At 45.8% G+C, this 20,709-nt stretch carries 20 protein-coding genes; 1 reads left to right on the forward strand and 19 read right to left on the reverse strand.

From position 1 onward, the window contains the following. The first annotated feature begins 9 nt into the window (after positions 1–9). Positions 10–840 (forward strand): metallophosphoesterase, encoded by an 831-nt coding sequence (locus tag BN6539_RS20640; protein ID WP_067542721.1) that lies wholly within the window; start codon positions 10–12, stop codon positions 838–840. Between the two features lie 34 nt (positions 841–874). On the opposite strand, the gene BN6539_RS20645 is transcribed toward BN6539_RS20640, so the two are convergent. From BN6539_RS20645 to BN6539_RS20735, 19 genes are all read right to left on the reverse strand, one after another. Further along, positions 875–1,654, reverse strand: coding sequence for a ZIP family metal transporter (locus tag BN6539_RS20645; RefSeq protein WP_067542724.1), 780 nt, complete (start codon positions 1,652–1,654; stop codon positions 875–877). 95 nt (positions 1,655–1,749) lie between these two features. Next, on the reverse strand, positions 1,750–3,861 hold the full coding sequence (locus BN6539_RS20650) for a polyribonucleotide nucleotidyltransferase (protein ID WP_067542727.1): 2,112 nt from the start codon (positions 3,859–3,861) through the stop codon (positions 1,750–1,752). Between the two features lie 137 nt (positions 3,862–3,998). Then, positions 3,999–4,265 (reverse strand): 30S ribosomal protein S15, encoded by a 267-nt coding sequence (gene rpsO / locus BN6539_RS20655; RefSeq protein WP_067542730.1) that lies wholly within the window; start codon positions 4,263–4,265, stop codon positions 3,999–4,001. A gap of 118 nt (positions 4,266–4,383) precedes the next feature. Continuing rightward, a complete protein-coding gene (locus BN6539_RS20660) occupies positions 4,384–5,328 on the reverse strand; it encodes a bifunctional riboflavin kinase/FAD synthetase (RefSeq protein ID WP_067542733.1) in 945 nt (314 codons plus the stop codon). 7 nt (positions 5,329–5,335) lie between these two features. Then, positions 5,336–6,301, reverse strand: a complete 966-nt coding sequence (gene truB, locus BN6539_RS20665) for a tRNA pseudouridine(55) synthase TruB (RefSeq protein WP_067542736.1) — start codon at positions 6,299–6,301, stop codon at positions 5,336–5,338. Continuing rightward, positions 6,298–7,269 carry a DHH family phosphoesterase gene (locus BN6539_RS20670; protein WP_067542739.1) on the reverse strand — a complete coding sequence of 324 codons (972 nt, stop codon included), beginning with the start codon at positions 7,267–7,269 and terminating at the stop codon, positions 6,298–6,300. The genes truB and BN6539_RS20670 overlap by 4 nt, the downstream gene beginning before the upstream one ends. Then, entirely contained in the window at positions 7,259–7,642 is a 384-nt protein-coding gene (gene rbfA, locus BN6539_RS20675; protein WP_067542741.1) for a 30S ribosome-binding factor RbfA, read from the reverse strand. Before rbfA ends, BN6539_RS20670 begins: the two co-directional genes overlap by 11 nt. Before the next feature lie 15 nt (positions 7,643–7,657). Beyond that, complete coding sequence (locus BN6539_RS20680) at positions 7,658–8,413, reverse strand: EFR1 family ferrodoxin (RefSeq protein ID WP_067542744.1); 756 nt, start codon at positions 8,411–8,413, stop codon at positions 7,658–7,660. Between the two features lie 16 nt (positions 8,414–8,429). Next, the gene (infB, locus tag BN6539_RS20685; RefSeq protein ID WP_067542747.1) at positions 8,430–11,444 is read right to left on the reverse strand and encodes a translation initiation factor IF-2; all 3,015 of its coding nucleotides are present in this window, start codon (positions 11,442–11,444) and stop codon (positions 8,430–8,432) included. Then, positions 11,444–11,770 (reverse strand): L7Ae/L30e/S12e/Gadd45 family ribosomal protein, encoded by a 327-nt coding sequence (locus tag BN6539_RS20690; protein ID WP_067542750.1) that lies wholly within the window; start codon positions 11,768–11,770, stop codon positions 11,444–11,446. The genes infB and BN6539_RS20690 overlap by 1 nt, the downstream gene beginning before the upstream one ends. Then, positions 11,760–12,026 (reverse strand): RNase P modulator RnpM, encoded by a 267-nt coding sequence (gene rnpM / locus BN6539_RS20695; protein ID WP_067542753.1) that lies wholly within the window; start codon positions 12,024–12,026, stop codon positions 11,760–11,762. Before rnpM ends, BN6539_RS20690 begins: the two co-directional genes overlap by 11 nt. After that, positions 12,013–13,089 (reverse strand): transcription termination factor NusA, encoded by a 1,077-nt coding sequence (gene nusA / locus BN6539_RS20700; RefSeq protein ID WP_067542756.1) that lies wholly within the window; start codon positions 13,087–13,089, stop codon positions 12,013–12,015. The genes rnpM and nusA overlap by 14 nt, the downstream gene beginning before the upstream one ends. A 16-nt stretch (positions 13,090–13,105) precedes the next feature. Beyond that, a complete protein-coding gene (locus BN6539_RS20705) occupies positions 13,106–13,582 on the reverse strand; it encodes a ribosome maturation factor RimP (protein ID WP_067542759.1) in 477 nt (158 codons plus the stop codon). Between the two features lie 255 nt (positions 13,583–13,837). Next, complete coding sequence (locus BN6539_RS20710; protein ID WP_242869442.1) at positions 13,838–15,031, reverse strand: amidohydrolase; 1,194 nt, start codon at positions 15,029–15,031, stop codon at positions 13,838–13,840. Further along, positions 15,028–15,987 carry an ABC transporter ATP-binding protein gene (locus BN6539_RS20715; RefSeq protein WP_067542761.1) on the reverse strand — a complete coding sequence of 320 codons (960 nt, stop codon included), beginning with the start codon at positions 15,985–15,987 and terminating at the stop codon, positions 15,028–15,030. The genes BN6539_RS20710 and BN6539_RS20715 overlap by 4 nt, the downstream gene beginning before the upstream one ends. Positions 15,988–15,989: 2 nt before the next feature. Next, positions 15,990–16,991, reverse strand: coding sequence for an ABC transporter ATP-binding protein (locus tag BN6539_RS20720; RefSeq protein WP_067542764.1), 1,002 nt, complete (start codon positions 16,989–16,991; stop codon positions 15,990–15,992). Between the two features lie 13 nt (positions 16,992–17,004). Beyond that, entirely contained in the window at positions 17,005–17,904 is a 900-nt protein-coding gene (locus BN6539_RS20725) for an ABC transporter permease (RefSeq protein ID WP_067542767.1), read from the reverse strand. After that, positions 17,885–18,871, reverse strand: a complete 987-nt coding sequence (locus tag BN6539_RS20730; RefSeq protein WP_067542770.1) for an ABC transporter permease — start codon at positions 18,869–18,871, stop codon at positions 17,885–17,887. The genes BN6539_RS20725 and BN6539_RS20730 overlap by 20 nt, the downstream gene beginning before the upstream one ends. 46 nt (positions 18,872–18,917) lie before the next feature. After that, positions 18,918–20,429: an ABC transporter substrate-binding protein gene (locus BN6539_RS20735; RefSeq protein ID WP_067542773.1), complete on the reverse strand. Its 1,512-nt coding sequence runs from the start codon at positions 20,427–20,429 to the stop codon at positions 18,918–18,920. Positions 20,430–20,709: the final 280 nt, after the last annotated feature.

The raw sequence follows: 20,709 nt of genomic DNA on the forward strand, positions 1-20,709 counted from the left end.
GGTGTTTTTATGTCATATGGAATCAGACGAATTAAAAAATCATTTACAAAGGCTCTTCACATTTCTATTGAAGATCATCCGAAAATTGTCATCATGAGCGACTGTCACCGAGGTACAGGTACCTGGGCAGACAACTTTCTCAATAATAGACCAATTTACACGGCTGCATTAAAGCACTATTACAGCCGTAATTTTACGTATATAGAACTAGGTGACGGCGATGAGTTGTGGGAAAATCGCCGATTTTCTGATGTCTTTCATACCCATCGCGAGATTTACAGTCTCTTTCAGCAATTTCACGATGCAGGCAGGCTCTTCATGATCTTTGGCAATCACGACCGCATTAAGGAAAATTCTGCTTACGTTTGGAGAGACCTATCCGAAACGATTCCGTTCTATGAATCTATCATTGTAGACGGTCTTGACATTCCGCCGATCTGCATGTTCCACGGATATCAAGGCGACTTAATCAACGATCAGCTTTGGAAAATTTCGCGCTGGCTTGTCCGTTACCTATGGCGTCCGTTAGAAATTCGCGGCGTCAAAGACCCAACCAGCGCAGCCAAAAACTACACCAAAATACGCCATATCGAAGAGAATTTCATTAACTACAGCTGTCAGGAACGCTGTATCGTCGTTGCCGGTCACACCCACAAGCCAACCCTGATGAAAACAGACTGCGGCATGTATTTTAACAGCGGCAGCTGCGTACATCCAGAAGCGATTACGGCCATCGAAATTCAAAACGGCATCGCAAATCTGGTCAAATGGTCCATCTGTTCTGGCGCGGATATGGGTTTATATGTGTGCAAAGAAGTCATCGCCACACAAGAACTGTAGGCAGCTATAGGCCGCTTCCTGTATTCTAATTACCCTATCCCAGAGCCACATCCAAGGTCATCATGATGACAAAACCGACGGCAAAGCCGATAGTTCCAATGTTGCTGTGACTGCCTTCACTGGCTTCCGGAATCAACTCTTCTACTACCACGTAAATCATCGCACCTGCAGCGAAAGCAAGGATGTATGGCAATACTGGAGATATAAAATGAGTCAAGAAAAGAGTGATGGCGGCTGCAATGGGCTCTACTACCCCAGAGGCAGTTCCATACAGAAACGCTCTGCTCCTGTGCATTCCATTCTCACTCTTTAACGGCATGGACACGATGGCTCCCTCCGGGAAATTTTGAATGGCGATTCCCAGCGCCAAAGTCATGGCGCTGGCCATGGTAATATCGCTGTTGCCTGCCAGCATGCCGGCAAAGACCACCCCTACTGCCATACCTTCTGGAATATTGTGCAGGGTCACAGCCAGGACTAACATCGTATTCTTTCTCAGCTTACTGTCTCTCCCTTCTGGCGTATTACTTCCCAGATGGAGGTGGGGAATCGTCTTGTCTAACAACAGCAAAAACAAAATTCCCACCATGAGCCCTGCCGCTGCCGGAGCAAAGGCAAACTTACCCATTGACTCAGACATATCCATGGCCGGTATCAAAAGGGACCATACGGAGGCCGCAATCATGACGCCAGAGGCGAAACCCAGCAGAGCCTTCTGTATCAACGGTTTGATTTCGTTTTTTAATAAAAAGACGCAGGCCGCGCCCAAGGTCGTGCCTAGAAATGGTATCAATAGCCCAATAAAAGTCTGCATAGAACTTCTCCTTTCACTTCTTATTCTATACCACACCCCCGATATTCTATTCACGAAAAAAGAAGCTGCCACGAATCCGTGACAACTTCTCAAATTTATTTCAGTAATTCTTTTCTGGAAAGATTGATTCTGTTCTGGTTGTCGATTTCAGTTACCTTGACGGTGACCTTATCTCCAATGTTCATCACGTCTTCCACCTTTTCGACTCTCTCCTTCGCCATCTTGGAAATGTGCAGGAGTCCTTCTTTGCCTGGCAGGATTTCGATGAAAGCGCCGAAGTTCATGATTCTCATGACCGTTCCTTCGTAAGTTTCGCCTACTTCTACATCCTTGGTCAGAAGTTCAATCTGCTTTCTTGCCGCATTGGCGCCTTCCATGTCAGCGCTGTAGATGCTTACAAGACCTGGATCGTCTTCAGAAATATCGATCTTAACGCCTGTTTCTTCCACAATCTTGTTGATGGTCTTTCCGCCTGGTCCGATGACGATTCTGATCTTGTCAGGATCGATGCGCATTGTGATGCTTCTAGGGGCATATTTTGACATCTCTGCTCTCGGCTCAGGAATTTCTTCTAGCATCTGTTCCATGATATACATTCTGCCGATCTTTGCCTGCTCCAATGCCTTCTCCAGAATCTCTCTGGACAGTCCGTGGACTTTGATGTCCATCTGGATGGCTGTGACACCGACTTCCGTACCAGTCACTTTGAAGTCCATGTCGCCCAGGAAGTCTTCCATTCCCTGGATATCGCTCAAGATTGCCATTTTGCTGCTGCCGTCTTCTTCGACTCTTTCGATGAGTCCCATGGCGATGCCCGCTACCGGTCTCTTGATCGGAACACCGGCATCCATCAGCGCCAAACATGAGCCACAAGTAGATCCCATGGAAGTCGATCCGTTGGATGACAACACGTCAGAAACTACACGGATGGCATATGGGAATTCTTCAACAGTCGGAAGTACAGGAATCAAAGCTCTTTCCGCCAGAGCGCCGTGTCCGATTTCTCTTCTGCCAGGGCTTCTTGACGGTCTCGCTTCGCCGACGGAATAAGCAGGGAAATTGTAGTGATGCATATATCTCTTTTCCGTCTGCTCGCTGATGCCGTCGATGGTCTGTGATTCGCTGGCTGGCGCCAAAGTGCAGGCACTCATAACCTGCGTCTGTCCTCTCTTGAAGAGGCCGCTGCCGTGAACTCTCGGAAGCAGTGATGTTTCACACCAAATCGGTCTGATTTCGTCCAGCTTTCTGTTGTCCGGTCTGATTCCTTCGTCCAGAATCATGGCGCGCACACATTCTTTTGTGATATTATAGAGGACGCTGGCAATGTCTTTTTCATTTTCCGGATAGATGTCAGCAAAGTGTTCTTTTGTCTCCACTTCTACTGCATCCATATTGTCCAGTCTTTCCTGCTTGTCCTGTGTCTTAATTGCCACCTTCATCTTATCTACTGCGTAAGCTCTGACTGCTTCGTCGATTTCTTCAGGAACCTTGTAAAGCTCGATTTCCTGTTTCGGTTTACCTACTTCCGCAATGATTTCATCGATAAATTCAACAATTTTTTTGATCTCTTCGTGAGCAAAGAGGATGGCGTCCAGCATGATGCTCTCCGGCACTTCTTCTGCTCCGGCTTCTACCATCATGATGGCTTCTTTCGTTCCCGCTACTGTCAGATTCATCAGAGACTGCTCTCTCTGTTCTAAAGTCGGGTTGACGATAAACTGGCCGTCAATCATGCCTACGCGAACAGATCCGGTAGGACCCTCCCATGGAATATCAGAGATTGCCAAAGCAACGGAAGAACCGATCATCGCCATGATATCGGTTTCACAGTCCGGATCTACGGACATGACGGTAGCCACGACGACTACATCGTTATAGTATCCTTTTGGAAACAGCGGCCTCAGCGGTCTGTCCATCAGTCTGGAGCAAAGGGTAGCCTTTTCGCTCGGTCTGCCTTCTCTTTTTATAAAACCGCCAGGAATCTTTCCTGCTGCGTACATTCTTTCTTCGTAGTCACAACTCAGTGGAAAAAAGTCAATGTCAGGTCTCGGTTCTTTGGATGCTGTAGCAGTAACGCTTACAACGGATTCTCCGTAAAACAGCATTACCTGTCCATTCGCCTGTTCGCAAACTTTTCCGATTTCCAGCTGAAGTAGTCTCCCTCCAACTGCTGTTTTAAATGTTCTGTAATCTGTAAATCTCGCCATTATTAATAAACAACTCCTTCCTGTTTATTGTATTTTTCAATTAGGCTTTAACTATTTAAATAATAGAAAATCAATCTTTCCTATCATATCAAAAAAATAGCGGGGTTTTTGCCCCGCCAAAATTTTCAGTATTAATACTACTTTCTCAATCCTAAACGTGCAATCAATGTTCTGTATCTTTCAACATCAACTTCCTTTAGGTACTTGAGAAGGTTTCTTCTCTGACCAACCATTTTCAGAAGTCCTCTTCTCGAGTGGTGGTCTTTCTTGTGAATCTTTAAATGCTCGTTAAGATCATTGATTCTTGCAGTCAGAATCGCTACCTGTACTTCAGGAGAACCTGTGTCGCCTTCCTTTGTAGCGTAGTCTTTGATAATGTCTGCTTTCATTTCTTTCGTAATCATATTCTATCTCCTTTTCTTCATACGCTTCCACTGGGTTTTCGCCGGAGTGTCGATAAACTAAGTGAAAGTAATGTTTCAACCAGATAACTATATCATATTCATTATGTGATTGCAAGCTTTATTTTTCAATATTTCCGCCGATTTTATCGTGAAATGCCTTGGCTTCTCTGCAGTCTCTGACGATTTGTTCCGAAAGATCTCGAACGCTGTCGAATTTCACTTCATCACGGGTTTTTTCTAAGAATTCTACCTCGATATGTTTTCCGTAGAGTTCTTTGTCAAAGTTAAAAATATGCGTCTCAACATTCTTATTGTAATGACCCACCGTCGGTTTGATTCCCACATTTGTCACGCTGGGATATCTGACGCCGTTATAAGTACAATAGGTGACGTAGACGCCGTTAGGCGGTGTCACCATGGAAGGGTCGATGACCAGGTTCGATGTAGGAAAACCTAGTTTTCTGCCCAATCTGTTGCCGACGACGACCTCTCCGCCGATGGAATAGTGTCTGCCCATATAAGTCATACATTTCTCCACCTGTCCAGAGGCGATCAGAGTCCTAATCATAGAAGAACTGACAATATTGCCCTTGATTTTATAGGCGGACATTTCCGTCACGTCAAAGTCTTCCTCCAGCCCTACATTTCTGAGAACATCAGGATTCCCCTGTGCCTTATAGCCGAAATGATAGTTAAATCCGCAGAATGCAGCCTTCATGCTGAATTTGTCAAGGAGCAGTTTCTTGATGAAATCCACTGGCTCCATGGTCATAATCGCCTTGGTAAATTCGATATTAAAGAGATAATCTACATCGAGGGATTCTATGATCTGCGCCTTTTCTTTTCTGCTCAATATGTTTTTGACCTTCTTTTCTTTTGGCAAAAGATCTTTTGGGTGATTGGAAAAGGTGAATACCGCCGCCTTCAGATTCCTCTCTCTGGCTGTCTTTACCATCTGTCTGATCAATTCCTGGTGCCCCAGGTGTACGCCGTCAAAATTGCCCAAAGCAACAGCAGACGGTTCGATATCCTTTATTTCTTCCAGAGTCTCAAATATTTTCATTTCTACCTTACCTCACATAAAACACTTTGTCTGCCACCAATTTCTTATCATTATCATCGTAAAATGCAACACCCAAAAAGACCTCTTTGCCCTCGATCCGGCCAAAGACATTGTAAGCCTTCTTGTATTCTTCCCGCATGGGAAGACAAAAGGAACCGTCTTCATATTCCGGCCTTTTTACGATCTCACATTTATCCAAAGGCAGATGCCATCCGCTGGCAAATTGCACTGCGGCTATCTGATCTGCTACTACCTTGCCGAAATGAACCAAAGGTTCAAAGGTCTGCTGTAAACGCAACTCTATTTTTTCCAGGGACCATTCCTTTAGTGATTCTAAGTCAATAGCCGAAGCGATGTCAAAGATACCGCTTCTAGTTCGCACCAGACTTTTCAGCGTCCCCCCGCATCCGAGGAAATCACCTGCGTCCTGGCAGATCGTTCTTATGTAAGTTCCCTTTGAGCATTCTACGGTAAAAGTCACCGTCTTCTCTTCTGCAGACAGATTGATTTCCTCAATCTCCAGAGACTTGATGAATATTTTTCTGGTCTTGACCTCTACCTCAATTCCTGCCCTGGCATATTCATATAACTTCTTGCCGTTCACCTTCAGCGCCGAATACATCGGCGGCTTCTGGTCGATGACGCCGTGAAACCCGGCGAAGGCGGCTCTGACTTTCTCCTCGTCTACTTGGGAAGTATCAAAGCGCTCCAGCGTCTGCCCCCAGACATCCTGGGTATCTGTCACCACACCCAGCACCATGGTGCACCTGTATTGTTTCATATCCAGATCCAGATATTCCATGATACGCGTGCTCCTGCCAATACAAATAGGAAGAACGCCTGTAGCCATCGGATCCAATGTGCCAGTATGGCCGATCTTCTTGATGCCCAGAGTTCTTCTCATTACACTCACAACATCGTGTGAAGTCATATTCTGTGGTTTGTTGATGTTAAGTATACCTTCTGTAATCATAATTTCCCCAAGCTGTCCGTCATCTTTTCTGTAATCATATCAAAAGCTTCAGTTAAACTGCAGTAAAGAGTAAAACCAGCAGCTCTTTCATGTCCGCCGCCGCCCAAGCTGTACGCAATATCCGCCACATTGACTTTATACTTTGAACGCATACTGACCTTGATCTTGTCTGCCTCGGCTTCTTTTAGAAAGGCTGCGACCTCTACATTACTGATACTTCGCAGTTCCTCAACAACGCCTTCCGTCTCATCCATCAAAGCGCCGGTTTCAGTCAGCATCTCTTGGGTTACATAGGCAATCACTCCCTGTCCATCACAAACGGTAGTCAAGGTGTTCAAGGCGCGGTTTTTAATCAAAAGCTTCTCTATGCGGTTGTTCTCATAGAGTTCCACGCTGATTTCGTTAGAATCAATCCCCGTATCGTAAAGGGCTGCCGTAATTTCATGGGTTTCCTTGGACGTGTTTGAGTACTGGAAATTGCCGGTATCCGTGGTAATGGCAGCGAAAATTGCCCCGCCCATTTCTCGGTCAAGGGGGAGATCCATTGCTCGCAGCAGCTTAAAGATCAGTTCACCTGTAGCCGACGCCTTGCTGTCCACGTAATTATAGTCACAGTAAAACTCTGTCGTCCCATGGTGGTCGATACAGATGGTGATCGGACTTTGCTGAAATTTCTCTTTTCGTCTGATAAATCTGTCTGCATCACCGCAGTCGATACAGATTGATAAATCTGGTTTTTCCACGATGTTTTGATCTGAGGTACAATAACCTCTGTCAAGAAAAGCCAAGTTAGCTGGAATGTGATCTTCAATCAAAATGTAACATTCTTTGCCGAGATTCCGCAGGGCCCTGCACAATGCTGCACAAGAGCCCAGAGTGTCTCCGTCCATATTGATATGGGGAAACAGCAGAATCTTTTCCGCTTTTCTGATTATATTGCCGATTTCTTCAAAGCTGTTATTCTTCATGATCTATACCTAATTTGTTTATCACTTCAGAAATATGTCTGCCATATTCCATTGAAGTATCGATTTTAAACAGTAGTTCTGGAATGTGTCTCAGTTTAATCTGTCTGCCAATTTCCTTTTTAATCAGACCTTTAGCGCTTTTGAGACCTTCAATCACCTGCTCTTCTTCTTCTCGCTTTGCTTCCTCATCTTTACCCGCAGTCAGCACTGTGACGTAACAGGTTGCGTAGCTTCCGTCGGAAGTTACATCAACATCAGAAATGCTGATCATTCCTGATGAAAGTCTGGGGTCTTTGATTTCCCGTAAAAGCATCTCACTGATGACTTTGCGGATTTCTTCGCCCAGACGGCCTTGTCTATATCCTTTTCCCATCTTCTTTTCCTTTCGTTATTTCAAAATGGGGTTGACATACCGTCCTCTGTCTTTGGTTTTTTTGCCGTATTGAATGGCCTCAACCGGACAGCGCTGCAGACAGCCCAGACAATGGACACACTGCTGTTTTGTCCAAACCGGACGCCCTTCTTCCATCTGAATTGCTTCTACGGGGCAAATGGTCTGGCAGAGTCCGCATCCGATGCAGGAATTCTCTGCAAAAAATTTCTTCGTCCCACATTTGTCTTGATAAAAAGAATAGGCGATTTTGCTGACCGCTCCAAATCCAATACTCGAATGAAAACTCGTTCGAAAATGAAATCGGATCGCATCAATGCAGTGATCTATTTCTTTGTCGGCTCGCCGCAGAATCATTGTCTGCTCTTCCGGAAGAGGCATCTTATACATCAGGACGTAATTGCCAACCATTTTGATCTTATAAAATGCTCTAAAATGCACTTCTTTGCCTTTCAATGCTGCTTTAAACATACGGTCAACGGCGCCACAACTGCCTCCGTAGGTTCCAATCCCGCAGACATCAGGTGTTTCGCCAGTAAACTGTACTTTTTTGATAAACGCACTGACCAGGTTCGGAAGTCCATAGAAGTATACGGGGAAGATGAAGAAAACTTTTTCGTCATCTTCCACCTGGTACTTATATTCATTATTCCTCGTTGCGTCAGAAATATTTATGACCTGCCCGCCAAATTCGCGGCCAATCCTTTCTGCAACGTATTTCGAATTACCTGTAGCCGAAAAGTAAAATACCATTTCCTCCTGCTCCTTATCAGTTGCGCTCGATCTCCACCATGTGGAAGCATTCGATGATATCACCTTCTTTGATATCGTTATAGGCTTCAATGCCAATACCGCATTCGTAGCCTGTGGCAACTTCTTTTGCATCGTCCTTGAATCTCTTCAATGAGGAAATCTTTCCTTCGTGAATGACGATGCCATCTCTTACCAGTCTGATTTCAGCGTTTCTGACAACCTTACCCTCCTGTACGTATGCACCGCCTACGATGCCGACGCCAGGTACTTTAAAGGTACTCCTGATTTCAACTTTTCCGAGAATCTCTTCCTTGAATTCTGGATCCAGCATACCCTTCATAGCGTTTTCCACGTCGTCGATGACGTCGTAGATGACGCGGTAAGTCCTGATCTGAATATTGTCTCGATCAGCCATGGTCTGTACTGCCGTGCTCGGTCTGACGTTAAATCCGATGATAATCGCGCCGGAGGTTCCTGCCAGCATAACATCGGACTCTGTCACTGTACCGACACCAGTGTGAATGATATTTACTTTTACATTTTCGTTGTTTAGCTTTTCTAAAGACGCTACCAGTGCGCCGACGGAGCCTTGTACGTCACCTTTAATAATCAGGTTCAGTTCTTTCACCTCGCCTGCCTGTATCTGGCTGAACAGCTGCTCTAATGTAGAGCTTGCATTTCTTGCCAAAACTTCTTCTCTCAGCTTTTCTTTTCTATGCTCAGCGATTTCTCTGGCCATCTTATCTTCTTTTACGGCGTTGAATTCGTCGCCTGCCTGTGGTACGTCAGTCAAACCGAGAATTTCAACAGCTGTGGCTGGGCCTGCTTTTTTGATGGTCCGGCCCTTAAAGTCTGTCATCAGCCTGATTCTGCCTGAGCAAGTACCTGCTACGATACTCTGTCCGCTGTGCAAGGTTCCATTTGTTACCAGTAATGAAGCAACCGGACCTTTTGATTTGTCCAGACGCGCTTCAATGACAGAACCCATTGCCAATCTGTTCGGATTTGCTTTCAGCTCCATGACTTCTGCCTGCAGCAGAATCATCTCGAGAAGGTTGACAATGCCGTCCCCGCTCTTTGCAGATACCGGCACGCTGATTACATCACCGCCCCAATCTTCTACTAAAATTCCATGTTCTGTCAGATCCTGTTTTACCTTATCCGGATTTGCGCCCGGTTTATCCATTTTGTTGATCGCTACGATGATCGGCACGCCGGCAGCCTTCGCATGACTGATGGATTCAATAGTCTGCGGCTTTACGCTGTCGTCAGCAGCAACGACAAGAACTGCCATATCCGTTACGTGTGCACCTCTCGCTCTCATGGCGGTAAATGCTTCATGTCCCGGTGTATCTAAGAATACGATCTTCTGTCCATTGATTTTGACTTCGGAGGCACCGATATGCTGTGTGATACCGCCAGACTCAGAAGCTGTCACATTGGTCTTTCTGATGGCGTCAAGCAAGGAGGTCTTACCGTGGTCAACGTGACCCATGACGGTGATGATCGGAGGTCTTGACTTCAGATCTCCTTCTTCGTCTTCAAACAGCTCCAGGCCCTCTTCTTCTTGTTTCTCTTCAACTTTGCCAACAACTACGCTGAGGCCCAGATCTTCTGCAAGAACCATAACTGTATCCTCATCGACGTTCTGATTGATGTTGGCCATAATGCCAAGTTTCATCAAAGTCATGATGACTTTTGAGGTGGATACCTCTGTCTGTTCACAGAAGCCGGCAACGGTTATTGGCACATTCAGTACGATGGTGCCTTCCGGTAATGCTTCTTCCTCAATGGTCGGTTCCACTACAACCGGTTTTTGTTTTACATGTTTCTTTCTAGCCTGTTTTTCCAAAGATCTTCTTTCCAACTTTGCAAATTTATTTCTCTCTTTATCCGGCTTTTTCTTGCTGTCATCTCTTTTTGCAATAGATGGCTTCACTTCCATCTTTTCGCCCTGTGGTCTATCCTTGCGCTGACTGCCCGGACGATTGTTATTGCGGTCGCCGCTTCCGCTTGGACGGTTGTTATTATAACCTCCGCCTGAACGGTTATTGTTATTGCGGTCATTGCTGCCGCCGCGGTTGTTATTATTGCGGTCGCCGTAGCTGCCGCGGTTATTGCTGCTGCGATCGCCGCTTCCTCCGCCTGGACGATTATTGCGGTCGCCGCTTCCACTTGGACGGTTGTTATTGTAGCCTCCGCCTGAACGGTTGTTGTTATTGCGATCGCCGCTTCCTCCGCCCGGACGGTTATTGCGATCGCCGTTTCCGCTTGGACGGTTGTTATTGTAGCCTCCGCCTGAGCGGTTGTTGTTATTGCGATCGCCGCTTCCTCCGCGATTATTATTGTTCCGGTCGCCGTAGCTGCCGCGGTTATTGCTGCTGCGGTCTCCGCTTCCCCCGCGATTGTTGCTGCTGCGGTCGCCGTAGCTGCCGCGGTTATTGTTGTTGCGGTCGCCATGGCTGCGGTTGTCATTATGATCTGATCTATGCTCAGAATTTCTTGATGATCCCTCATGGGTTTTAGAATCGTTTGCGCTCTTATCTCCTGCCGATTTCTCTGCCGTTCTCGGAGCTGGTTTTGCAATCTCTTTTTCCGGCTGTTTTTCAACTGGCGCTGCAGCCTCTGCCTTTACGGAAGGGGCCTCTGTCTCTTCTGACTTTTTACTTCTGTTTTCCAGTTCCTCTTTGTTTACCACAGGTTTACCTACTGGCGGTTTATGCTTATTAGCGAGATATTCTGTATCCACAACCGGTTTGCCCATCGGCGGTTTTGGTCTGTTGGGCAGACCTGGTCTTACGGCAGCTTTCACCGTAACCCTCGGTTCCTCCTGTTCTGGATGATCTTTTTTCTTCGCTTCTGCTTTGACAATCTTTGTCTCTGTCTTTGCACCTTTAATTTTTACTATATCTGCATCAGATAGTACGCTCATATGACTTGATACACTGATCCCAAGCTGTCCTGCCTTCTCCTGCAGCTCCTTGCTCGACACATTTAATTCTTTTGCTAGTTCATGTACTTTTTTCGTCATTAGAACCCCTCCTTTTCTGATTGAATGCGGTCAATCTCCTTACAAATGATTTCCGCGAAATGCTGATCGGTAATTCCAAAAATACCTTTTCCTGTCTTTCCCGTAATCTGAGAAAGTTCATCACTGCTCCCGAAAATCCTATATTCCACGTTACTTTTGTTGCATTGCTGCAACATCTTTTTTACTGTATTTTCAGCCAAATCTTTGGTAAGAATCAGAAGTTTTACCTTCCTTTTTTCCATCATCATGATGCACGTGTTATAACCTGTGACCAGGTTCCTCGTTCGAGCTGCAAAGCCGAGATAGCTGAATACCTTATCCCTCATGTACAAGCTCCTCAAAGGTTTTTTCAATCTCACTCTGCGGAATGTCCGCCTCAAAATTTCTCTGAATCACTTTTCGTTTCTTCGCTTTTTCGAAGCACTCCTCGTCGTTGCACAGGTACATGCCTCTGCCTTTCGCTCTGCCGGTCAGGTCTACTGTCAATCTGCCTTCGTAACATGCGATTCTGATCAATTCTGATTTTGGTTTAGATTCCATGCAAGCCGCGCATCTTCTCATAGGAATGTTATTCTTCTTCAATTTCTATGACCTCTTCTCCTTCATCATCACCAAAGTATTGTGTGTGGCTTTTAATATCTATCTTCCATCCGCTTACTTTTGCAGCCAGTCTTACGTTCTGTCCTTCCTTGCCAATGGCTAGTGACAGCTGATAATCGGGAACGATGACGGTCGCGGTATTTTCCTCATCTTCTACGATTACCTTCTCGACTTTTGCCGGGCTCAGCACATTGCTGATCAGCTCTTCTGGATCTTCACTCCAGAAGATGATGTCAATCTTCTCACCGTTGAGCTCGTCGACGATAGCCTGGACTCTGCTGCCTCTTGTACCGACACATGCGCCCACCGGATCGACGTTTTCATCCTCTGTATAAACAGCGATTTTCGTCCTTGATCCCGCTTCTCGAGCGATGCCTCTGATTTCAACGATTCCGTCCTGTATTTCAGGAACCTCCAGTTCAAAGAGCCGCTTTACCAATCCAGGGTGAGATCTTGAAAGGAATACCTGCGGACCCTTTGTCGTCTTTTTAACGTCCATGATATAGACTTTCAATCTTTCGTTGACTTCAAAGCGTTCTCCCGGAACCTGTTCATTGGCGGAAAGGATACCCTCTGCTTTTCCCATGTTTACAAAAAGGGTATCGCCGCTTTTCCTCTGTACGATGCCGGTGACAATCTCGCCCTGCTTTGTGATAAAGTCATCGAAAATCATACCTCTTTCGGCTTCTCTGATTCTCTGTACGACTACTTGTTTCGCAGTCTGTGCTGCGATTCTTCCGAAGTCTCTAGGTGTAACCTGGAATTCGATTGCATCGCCAATTTCGTATCTGGGATCAATCTCCTGCGCTTCTTCAAGAGACATTTCGATCATATCGTCATAGACTTCTTCCACGATATCTTTTTTCATCAGAACGGCAATGTCGCCAGTCTCATTGTCGATATCAACTCTCACGTTCTGCGACGTGCCGTAGTTTTTCTTGTACGCTGACACCAAAGCTGACTCAATCGCCTCAATCAAAATGTCTTTTGATATGTGCTTCTCTTTTTCCAGTTCATCTATAGCTTCGATAAATTCTCTGTTCATTTGTCCTTTGCCCTCCTTAGAAAACCACTGCCAGGTTGGTTTTCGCAACCTGATCCAGCGGGAACATCAATTCTTTATCATCTTCATCTTTTATTACAACGTTTCCATCCACCAATCCGACCAAAACTCCTTCGTAGAGCTTCTTGCCATCTACGCCTTTGTACAGCTTTACTTCTACCAGCTTACCAGTAAATTTTTCGAAGTGTTTGGGCGTCAGCAGTTCCCGATCCATACCTGGTGAGGAAACTTCTAAATAGTAATTCTGTTCAATGGGGTCCAGCTCATCCAGCTTTTCGCTGAGTAACCTGCTGACTTTCTCACAGTCATCTGTATCCACGTAATCGTCTTCTGCCCCTTGCTTATCGATATACACTCTGAGAAACCAATCTCTTCCTTCTTTTAAGAACTCTACATTATAAAGTTCCAGTCCGTTGTCCGTCATAAAATCGAATGCAATCTCTTCTATGATTTCTTTTATCTTCTTTTTTGCCATCTATAAACCTTTCCTGCCTGTATAACCTTGCCTCATCAAAGACTTATGCAGTCTTACTTTCAGAGGTAAATTAGCCCTAACAAAACTGAAAGAGTGGGTTTTGCCCACTCTTTGCTTGCTTCAGTCTAAAATTCGTATACATATATAATAGCACAACTCAGCTGACGTGTCAAATGTAAGTTTTCTATGCGATGCGTTCCAAATCGGCTAAAGCTGGGGATCTCCGGCATGATTTGCATTTCGCCGGACAGAATATCATGGCGTAACAATCATAGGAGCGACTGAAACGTCTCTATAGACCTCTTTGCCTCTGACATAAACGAGACCAGGCTTCGCCTGTATATCCAGCGGATGCCGGTCCCAAATCACCACATCGCCGTCAAGACCCGTCTGCAGTCTTCCCTTTCTATCAGCAATCCCCAATATATCTGCTGGATTGCAGGTAATGCAGCGAATTGCATCGGCTTCTGAAAGTCCGTTTCTCAGATACATAGCGGCTAACCAGTTTAGTGACTCCTGAGGCGTTACGTTGTGATCCGTCGTAATGGCAACTTTTACACCTGCCTTGACCAAAACCGCTGCCGTATCAAAAGACTTATTGCGCAGCTCATATTTGGATTTGGAACCAAAGGTCGGACCCACAATGGCAGGATATCCTGATTTTTTTATATGATCCGCAATCAGATGACCGTCGGTACAGTGATCCAGTGTTGCGTTTACGCCAAATTCTTTGCAGATTCTGATGACCGTGCAGATGTCGTCGGAGCGGTGACAATGGGCCTTAATGGGCATCCGCCCTTCAATGACGTCCATCATCGCTTCCATTCCCAGATTTTTTTTAAAGTGGTCGCCTTTTCTTGCCGCTGCTTCTTTTTCCGCCTTATAGTCAACTGCGTCTTGCAGACATTGGCGGAGTAAAAAAGCGACAGACGCCCTGGTATTCGGCTGTTTGCCTTTGCGTCCAAAGTCTCTGGGATTTTCCCCAAGGGCGCATTTCATCCCTGCGTCGGCGACCAAAACCATATCGTCAGCGACTAAAGCGCCGTTATTTTCCACGATCACCGCGGTTCCAGCTACGACGCCGCCGCTGCCGAAACCGGTGCACATCGTCGTAACACCGCCAGTCAAACTTTCCAAAAACGCACTGTCGCCGGGATAAAAGGCATCGATGGCACGCATTTCCGGCGTTACCGGTTCGTTTTCACAGATGTCATCCCCTTCCCACTGGATACCCTCTTCATACATTCCGATATGAGAATGCGCTTCAATGAGCCCTGGTGTTATAAAACAACCTTTTGCATCTAAGACTTCTCCGCCCTGCAGATTTTTTCCGATTTCGACGATTTTCTCAGATTCTATTCTGATGTCCAGGGCTTCAAAGGTCCCTCGCTGTTCTATAAATATTTGGCCATTCTTTATAATCATCTCTTTATTCATTCCTTTTTTCATTCATTCTCATACATGACGCAGGCAACCTGGTGTTCAGGCCCTATATCTGTTAGCCTTAAGTCCTTCTGTGTGCATTTTTCACCGGCATGGGGACAACGCGCTGCAAACCGGCAGCCTGGTTTCGGATCGATAGGACTTGTGATTTCTCCTTTGATCAATTCGCGCTTTTTGTTTCGATAAGCAAGATCCGGAATCGGAATCGCACTGAGCAGCGCCTTTGTATAAGGATGTTTCGGATCGTCAAAGAGTTGATGGGACGGTGCATATTCGACTACCTGACCCAGATACATGACCGCTATATGGGTAGAAATGTGCCTTACTACGGAAAGATCATGGGTGATGAACATATAAGTGAGTCCCATGGAATCCTGCAAGTCCATCATCAGGTTCAACACTTGTGCCTGAATCGACACATCTAAGGCGGATACCGGCTCATCGCAGACGATAAAGCTGGGATTCAGCGCCAAGGCTCTGGCTACGCCGATACGCTGACGGCGGCCGCCGTCCAGTTCATGAGGATAACTGTTTGCAAGTCTTCTGGCAAGACCAACAGTATCCATCAGCTCCAGAATTTTCCGGTCCTTTTCTTCTTTATTTTTATAGATATGATTTACCTTTAGCGGTTCTTCAATAATCTGGCTGACAGATAGCCTGGGATTTAAGCTGGCATAAGGGTCCTGAAAGATAATCTGCATTTCGGAGCGCATTCTCTTCATCTCTGAGGTTCCCAGTTTTTGAACGTCTTTGCCGTCGAAGAAAACACTTCCTCCTGTAGCAGGAAGAAGCCGTAAAATGGTCCTTCCCAACGTGCTTTTTCCGCAGCCAGATTCTCCTACAACGCCCAAGGTCTGGCCTTTCTCAATGCTGAGATTTACATTATCCACTGCGTGGAGCATTCCTGTACCTGTTTTAAAGTACTTCTTCAAATCCTTTGTCTGAATCAGTGGTGTTCCCATAATTATAGCTCACCTGCCTTTGTTTTGTCGTAGAGATGACATCTGATCGAGTGGGTTCCCTCTGTAAATACCGATGGTAATTCTGTCTTACACTGTGCTGTGCAGTGGGTGCATCTAGGATGAAATTTGCATCCGGCAGGCAGATCCATCGGGTCGGGCATCAGACCGTCAACCGGCTTCAGGCGCTTGGAATTCCCCTGCAAACTCGGCAAGGAGCCAAACAGCCCCTTTGTATAAGGATGATGAGGCTTGTCAAAATCAAAGATATCAAAGACAGAACCTATTTCAATGATTTCACCAGCGTACATGATCGCCACGCTGTCACACATCTGGCATACGATTCCCAGGTCGTGGGTGATCATAATCATAGACGTGTTTAACTCTTCTTTCAGTTTTCCCATCATATCTAACACCTGATTTTGAACAGTGACGTCCAGGGCAGTCGTCGGTTCATCAGCCAGAAGAAGCATCGGATCACATACCAGCGCCATGGCGATCACGACACGCTGCTTCATGCCGCCAGAGAACTGATGAGGATATTCATATTTTCTGGAGGCCGGAATCCCTACTAACTGCAACACACTGTCCACTCTGTCCTCTACTTCATCTGCCGAAAGATCCAGGTGGTGCGTTTCGATAGCTTCTGCAATCTGATCCCCTACTGTCAATACTGGATTTAGTGATGTCATCGGATCTTGGAAAATCATACTGATATGACTTCCCCGAATATCCCTCATCTCATCTTCCGAATATGCAGTTAGATTTTTTCCTTCGAACTCAATTTTTCCTCTGCTGATGTTGCCCACCTTCTTGGGCAAAAGCTTTAGAATTGCTAAGGCAGTCGTCGTCTTACCAGCGCCTGTTTCTCCTACCAGTCCAAAGGTTTCTCCTTTTCTGATCTGAAAGGATATCCCGTTCACCGCATAAGAAGTCCCTTCACTGGTATCATACTGTACGTATAAATCCTCAACTTGCAGGAGAATATCTTTTTTGTTGTCTTCCATATGTATGTCCTCCTTAGTCTTTCAAGGTCGGGTCTATGGCGTCACGAAGCGCGTCACCCAGTAAATTTAAGGCCAGCACGGTTATTACGATGGCCAGACCCGGAAAGATCACTTGATGAGGGAAATAACGAATCTGAGCCTGCGCTTCGCTGAGCATTGCGCCCCATTCCGGAGCAGGCGGCATGACACCAAGACCGAGATAGCTGAGGCCAGACGCGGCAATAATCACATAACCGACTCCCAAAGTGGCCTGCACAATTAAAGCGGCCAGAGTATTGGGGAAAATATGCTGCGCCATGACATGGGCGTGACTGCCGCCCACTGCAATGGAGGCTTCGACGAATTCATTATCCCTGATAGACAGAACTGAAGAACGAATGATTCTCGCATAACCGGGAATATCTCCTATGGCGATGGCAATGATCAGGTTGGCAAAATTAGGTCCCAAAGCGGACACGACTGCGATAGCCATCAGGGTAGATGGAATTGCAATGAATACATCGGTTATACGCATGATAACCCCATCTATTTTGCCGCCGAAATAGCCTGCGATACACCCGAGGAGACTTCCCACGGATAAGCTGATGATCGTGGCGGAAAAACCGATGAAAAGAGAATATCTGGCGCCGTACACAATACGATTGAAGATATCGCGGCCAAGATCATCCGTGCCAAAAGGATGGGCCGCAGAAGGCGTCTGCAATTTGTTGGGGATATTCATATTGACCACTTCTGTTTTATAATCCAGGAAGAGCATGCCGTAAATACACATCAGCACGATAATTCCTAAAAGCAGCAGTCCGATTATCGTCTTGTTGTTTCTGATAAAACGATGACCCACGTCCTGCCAGAAGCCGCGGCTTTCCTGCACTTCCAGCGCCAGTTCCAGGTTTCTAGCTTTGCGATTGAACATGACGAATCTCCTTTCGCTTTGATTTGCGGGATTTACTCTTGAATCCATACTGCGCTTTGATTCTCGGGTCGATATACGCATAGGAGATGTCGACCACCAGTGTGATTAGACTGAATAATAAGGACATAAATAGTACGCATCCCATTACTAATGGCACGTCCTTAGAACGAACTGACAACAGTGTCAGTGTACCTACGCCAGACATACCGAATACAGTTTCTGTAATGACTGATCCGCCCAGCGCCCATCCAAAGTTGACGCCCATGGTAGTAACCACCGGCAGCAATGCATTTCTGATTGCATGTTTCCAGATAATCTTATTTTCCTTGACGCCCTTCGCTCTTGCCGTCCTCATGTAGTCCGACCGCAGTGTTTCCAGCATGCTGGAACGAGTCATTCTCATAATCTGGGCAACTGAAAGCAGCGCGACTGTAAATGCCGGGAGAATGAAACAGGCAAAAGAGTCCGAGCCGGTTGCAGGAAGTATATTGAGCCCCACTGCAAATACCAGCATCAGCAGCATGCCCAGCCAGAAAGATGGCATCGCTGTAAAGATCAATGCCACAATCGTAAGGACGTTGTCCGCAATGGAATTTTTCTTAATTGCGATGTAAACTCCTAAGGGGATTGATATGACGGCAGTCAGGAATATATCCAAAACTGCCAGCAATAATGTGACCGGAAATCTTTCACCGATTTCACTGATGACGCTGCCGCCCGTTCGGTAGGAGGTCCCCATATCTCCCTGAAAAAGGTCGATCATATAGTTCACATATTTTACCGGAAGGGGGTCATTGTATCCCAACTCGTCATTGAGCTGGTTAATGGCCTCCTGGGTAGCACGCTCTCCCAAAATAAGCCGGGCGGGATTGCCCGGCGTCAGTGAGATAATGGTGAAGATGATAATCGAAATACCTATCAGTACAGGTATCATCAACCCGATTCTTTTTAATATATATTTATACATACTGTCACTCCATTAGTAAAAGTTAAGCTGACTGCATAGATTTCGTTTACTTCCATGCATAGTCGTAGACATAGTAGAGGCCGCATGGAGGGATTTTAACGCCAGTCAGGTTTTCATTATGTGCAACTGCGTCTACTCTCCAGTATAGAGGAACGTAAGGCGCCGCAGTCTGTACGATCTTTTCTAATTCAGCGTAGATTTCCGCTCTCTTTTTCTGATCTGTTTCTGTACGTCCTGCTGCCAGTAAGCCATCTGTTTCTTTGTTTCCAAATCCTGTATAGTTGCCTGCCATATCATCCTTTTTGTACAAGGAATAATAACCGACATCTGGATCCATGACCATATAAGACCAACCCATTATCATCATTTCGTAGTCCAAATTTTCCAAGTCATCCCAGAACTTCCCGGTCTCGATGATATCAATCGTCAGTTCAATGCCGATTTTAGACAAATCGGACTGAATGATCTGCGCATGTTTGCTGCGGTTTTCTGGAATGCTGATCGATAATTTGAATCCATCCGGGTACCCGGCTTCTTTCATTAATTTCTTCGCTTCCTCTACGTCATACGGCAGAGGATCAAAATCAGGATCATAGCCTAAAACGCCCTCAGCAATAAAGGTATTGGTCGGCACACCGTAACCGTCTAACGCGCCGTCGATTAAGTTCTGCTTGTTAATACTTTTCGAAATCGCCTGGCGCACTCGTACGTCGCTGAGCTTGTCCACATTCGTGTTCATGCCGATGAAATAAAACGCCGAAGATGGGTCCTCTAATAAAGTGATTCCCTTTTTATCTTTCATGGCTTTAATATCTGCAGTCGCTACATTGAGGGACATGTCGATTTCTCCGCTTTCTAAAGCCAGTGCCGCCGTGCTGGAATTAGGGATGATACTGTAGGTCAGATTCTTTATTGCAGGCGCGCCCTGATAATAGCCGTCATATGCTTCAAATTCGATCTTGTCGCCCTGCGCCCATTTCTTGAATTTATAAGGACCGGAACCGATCGGGTTCTTTGCCATATCGACCTCTCCATCCTTGTAAAATTCCTCCTTTACTACCTGCGAATAGGTGGTACACAATGCCAAAAATGGCGCATAGGCATATTGCAGCGTGACCTTCACTGTTTTTTCATCAACTGCTTCTACCTTCTCGATGAAATTCATATAAGGACCGGTATAGGAGGACTCCACTGCAGCCTCCAGCGAATACTTTACATCCTCCGCTGTGATAGGATCTCCATTGTGGAAGGTTGCGTCTGTTCGCAGAGTAAAAGTGTACTCCAAACCATCGTCCGAAGTCTCCCACTTGGTTGCCAGTGCGGGAACAATTTCAGAATCGTTGTTCATGCGAACCAGCGGTTCATATACATTTGATAAGATTGACATGGTCAAGGTATCATTCACGCGAAGCGGGTCCAATGCCACAGCATCAGAATCAATACCGATTGTCAGAGAATCCTTTGCTTCTCCGCCGCCCTCGTTGCTGCCTCCACAGCCTGTGACTGTGAACAGAAGAACCACAACAATTAATAATGCGAGAAATTTCTTTGTTTTCATATGTTTCCTACCTTTCTTTAACGATTTATCGCAATAAAGTAATAACTTTTTCGTATCCCTTCATGTTTTTATGGATACTGTACCGGCTGTCATGCCGCAAGCAAATACGTAACTATTATAAATATCAGTTATATAGTATTAGTTTTTATAATACTCAAAATATATTGACAAATAAAGTACCAAAAGCATTTTAAAAATTGTCTTTAAGTAGTCCAAAATTCCAATTTTTCTCTGCGCACCCCGCTTTTTTGTTCATAGAAAATTTGTAAGAACGCGATTT

The organism is Emergencia timonensis, assembly GCF_900086585.1.
In the GTDB taxonomy this organism is placed as follows: Bacteria; Bacillota; Clostridia; order Peptostreptococcales; family Anaerovoracaceae; genus Senimuribacter; species Senimuribacter timonensis.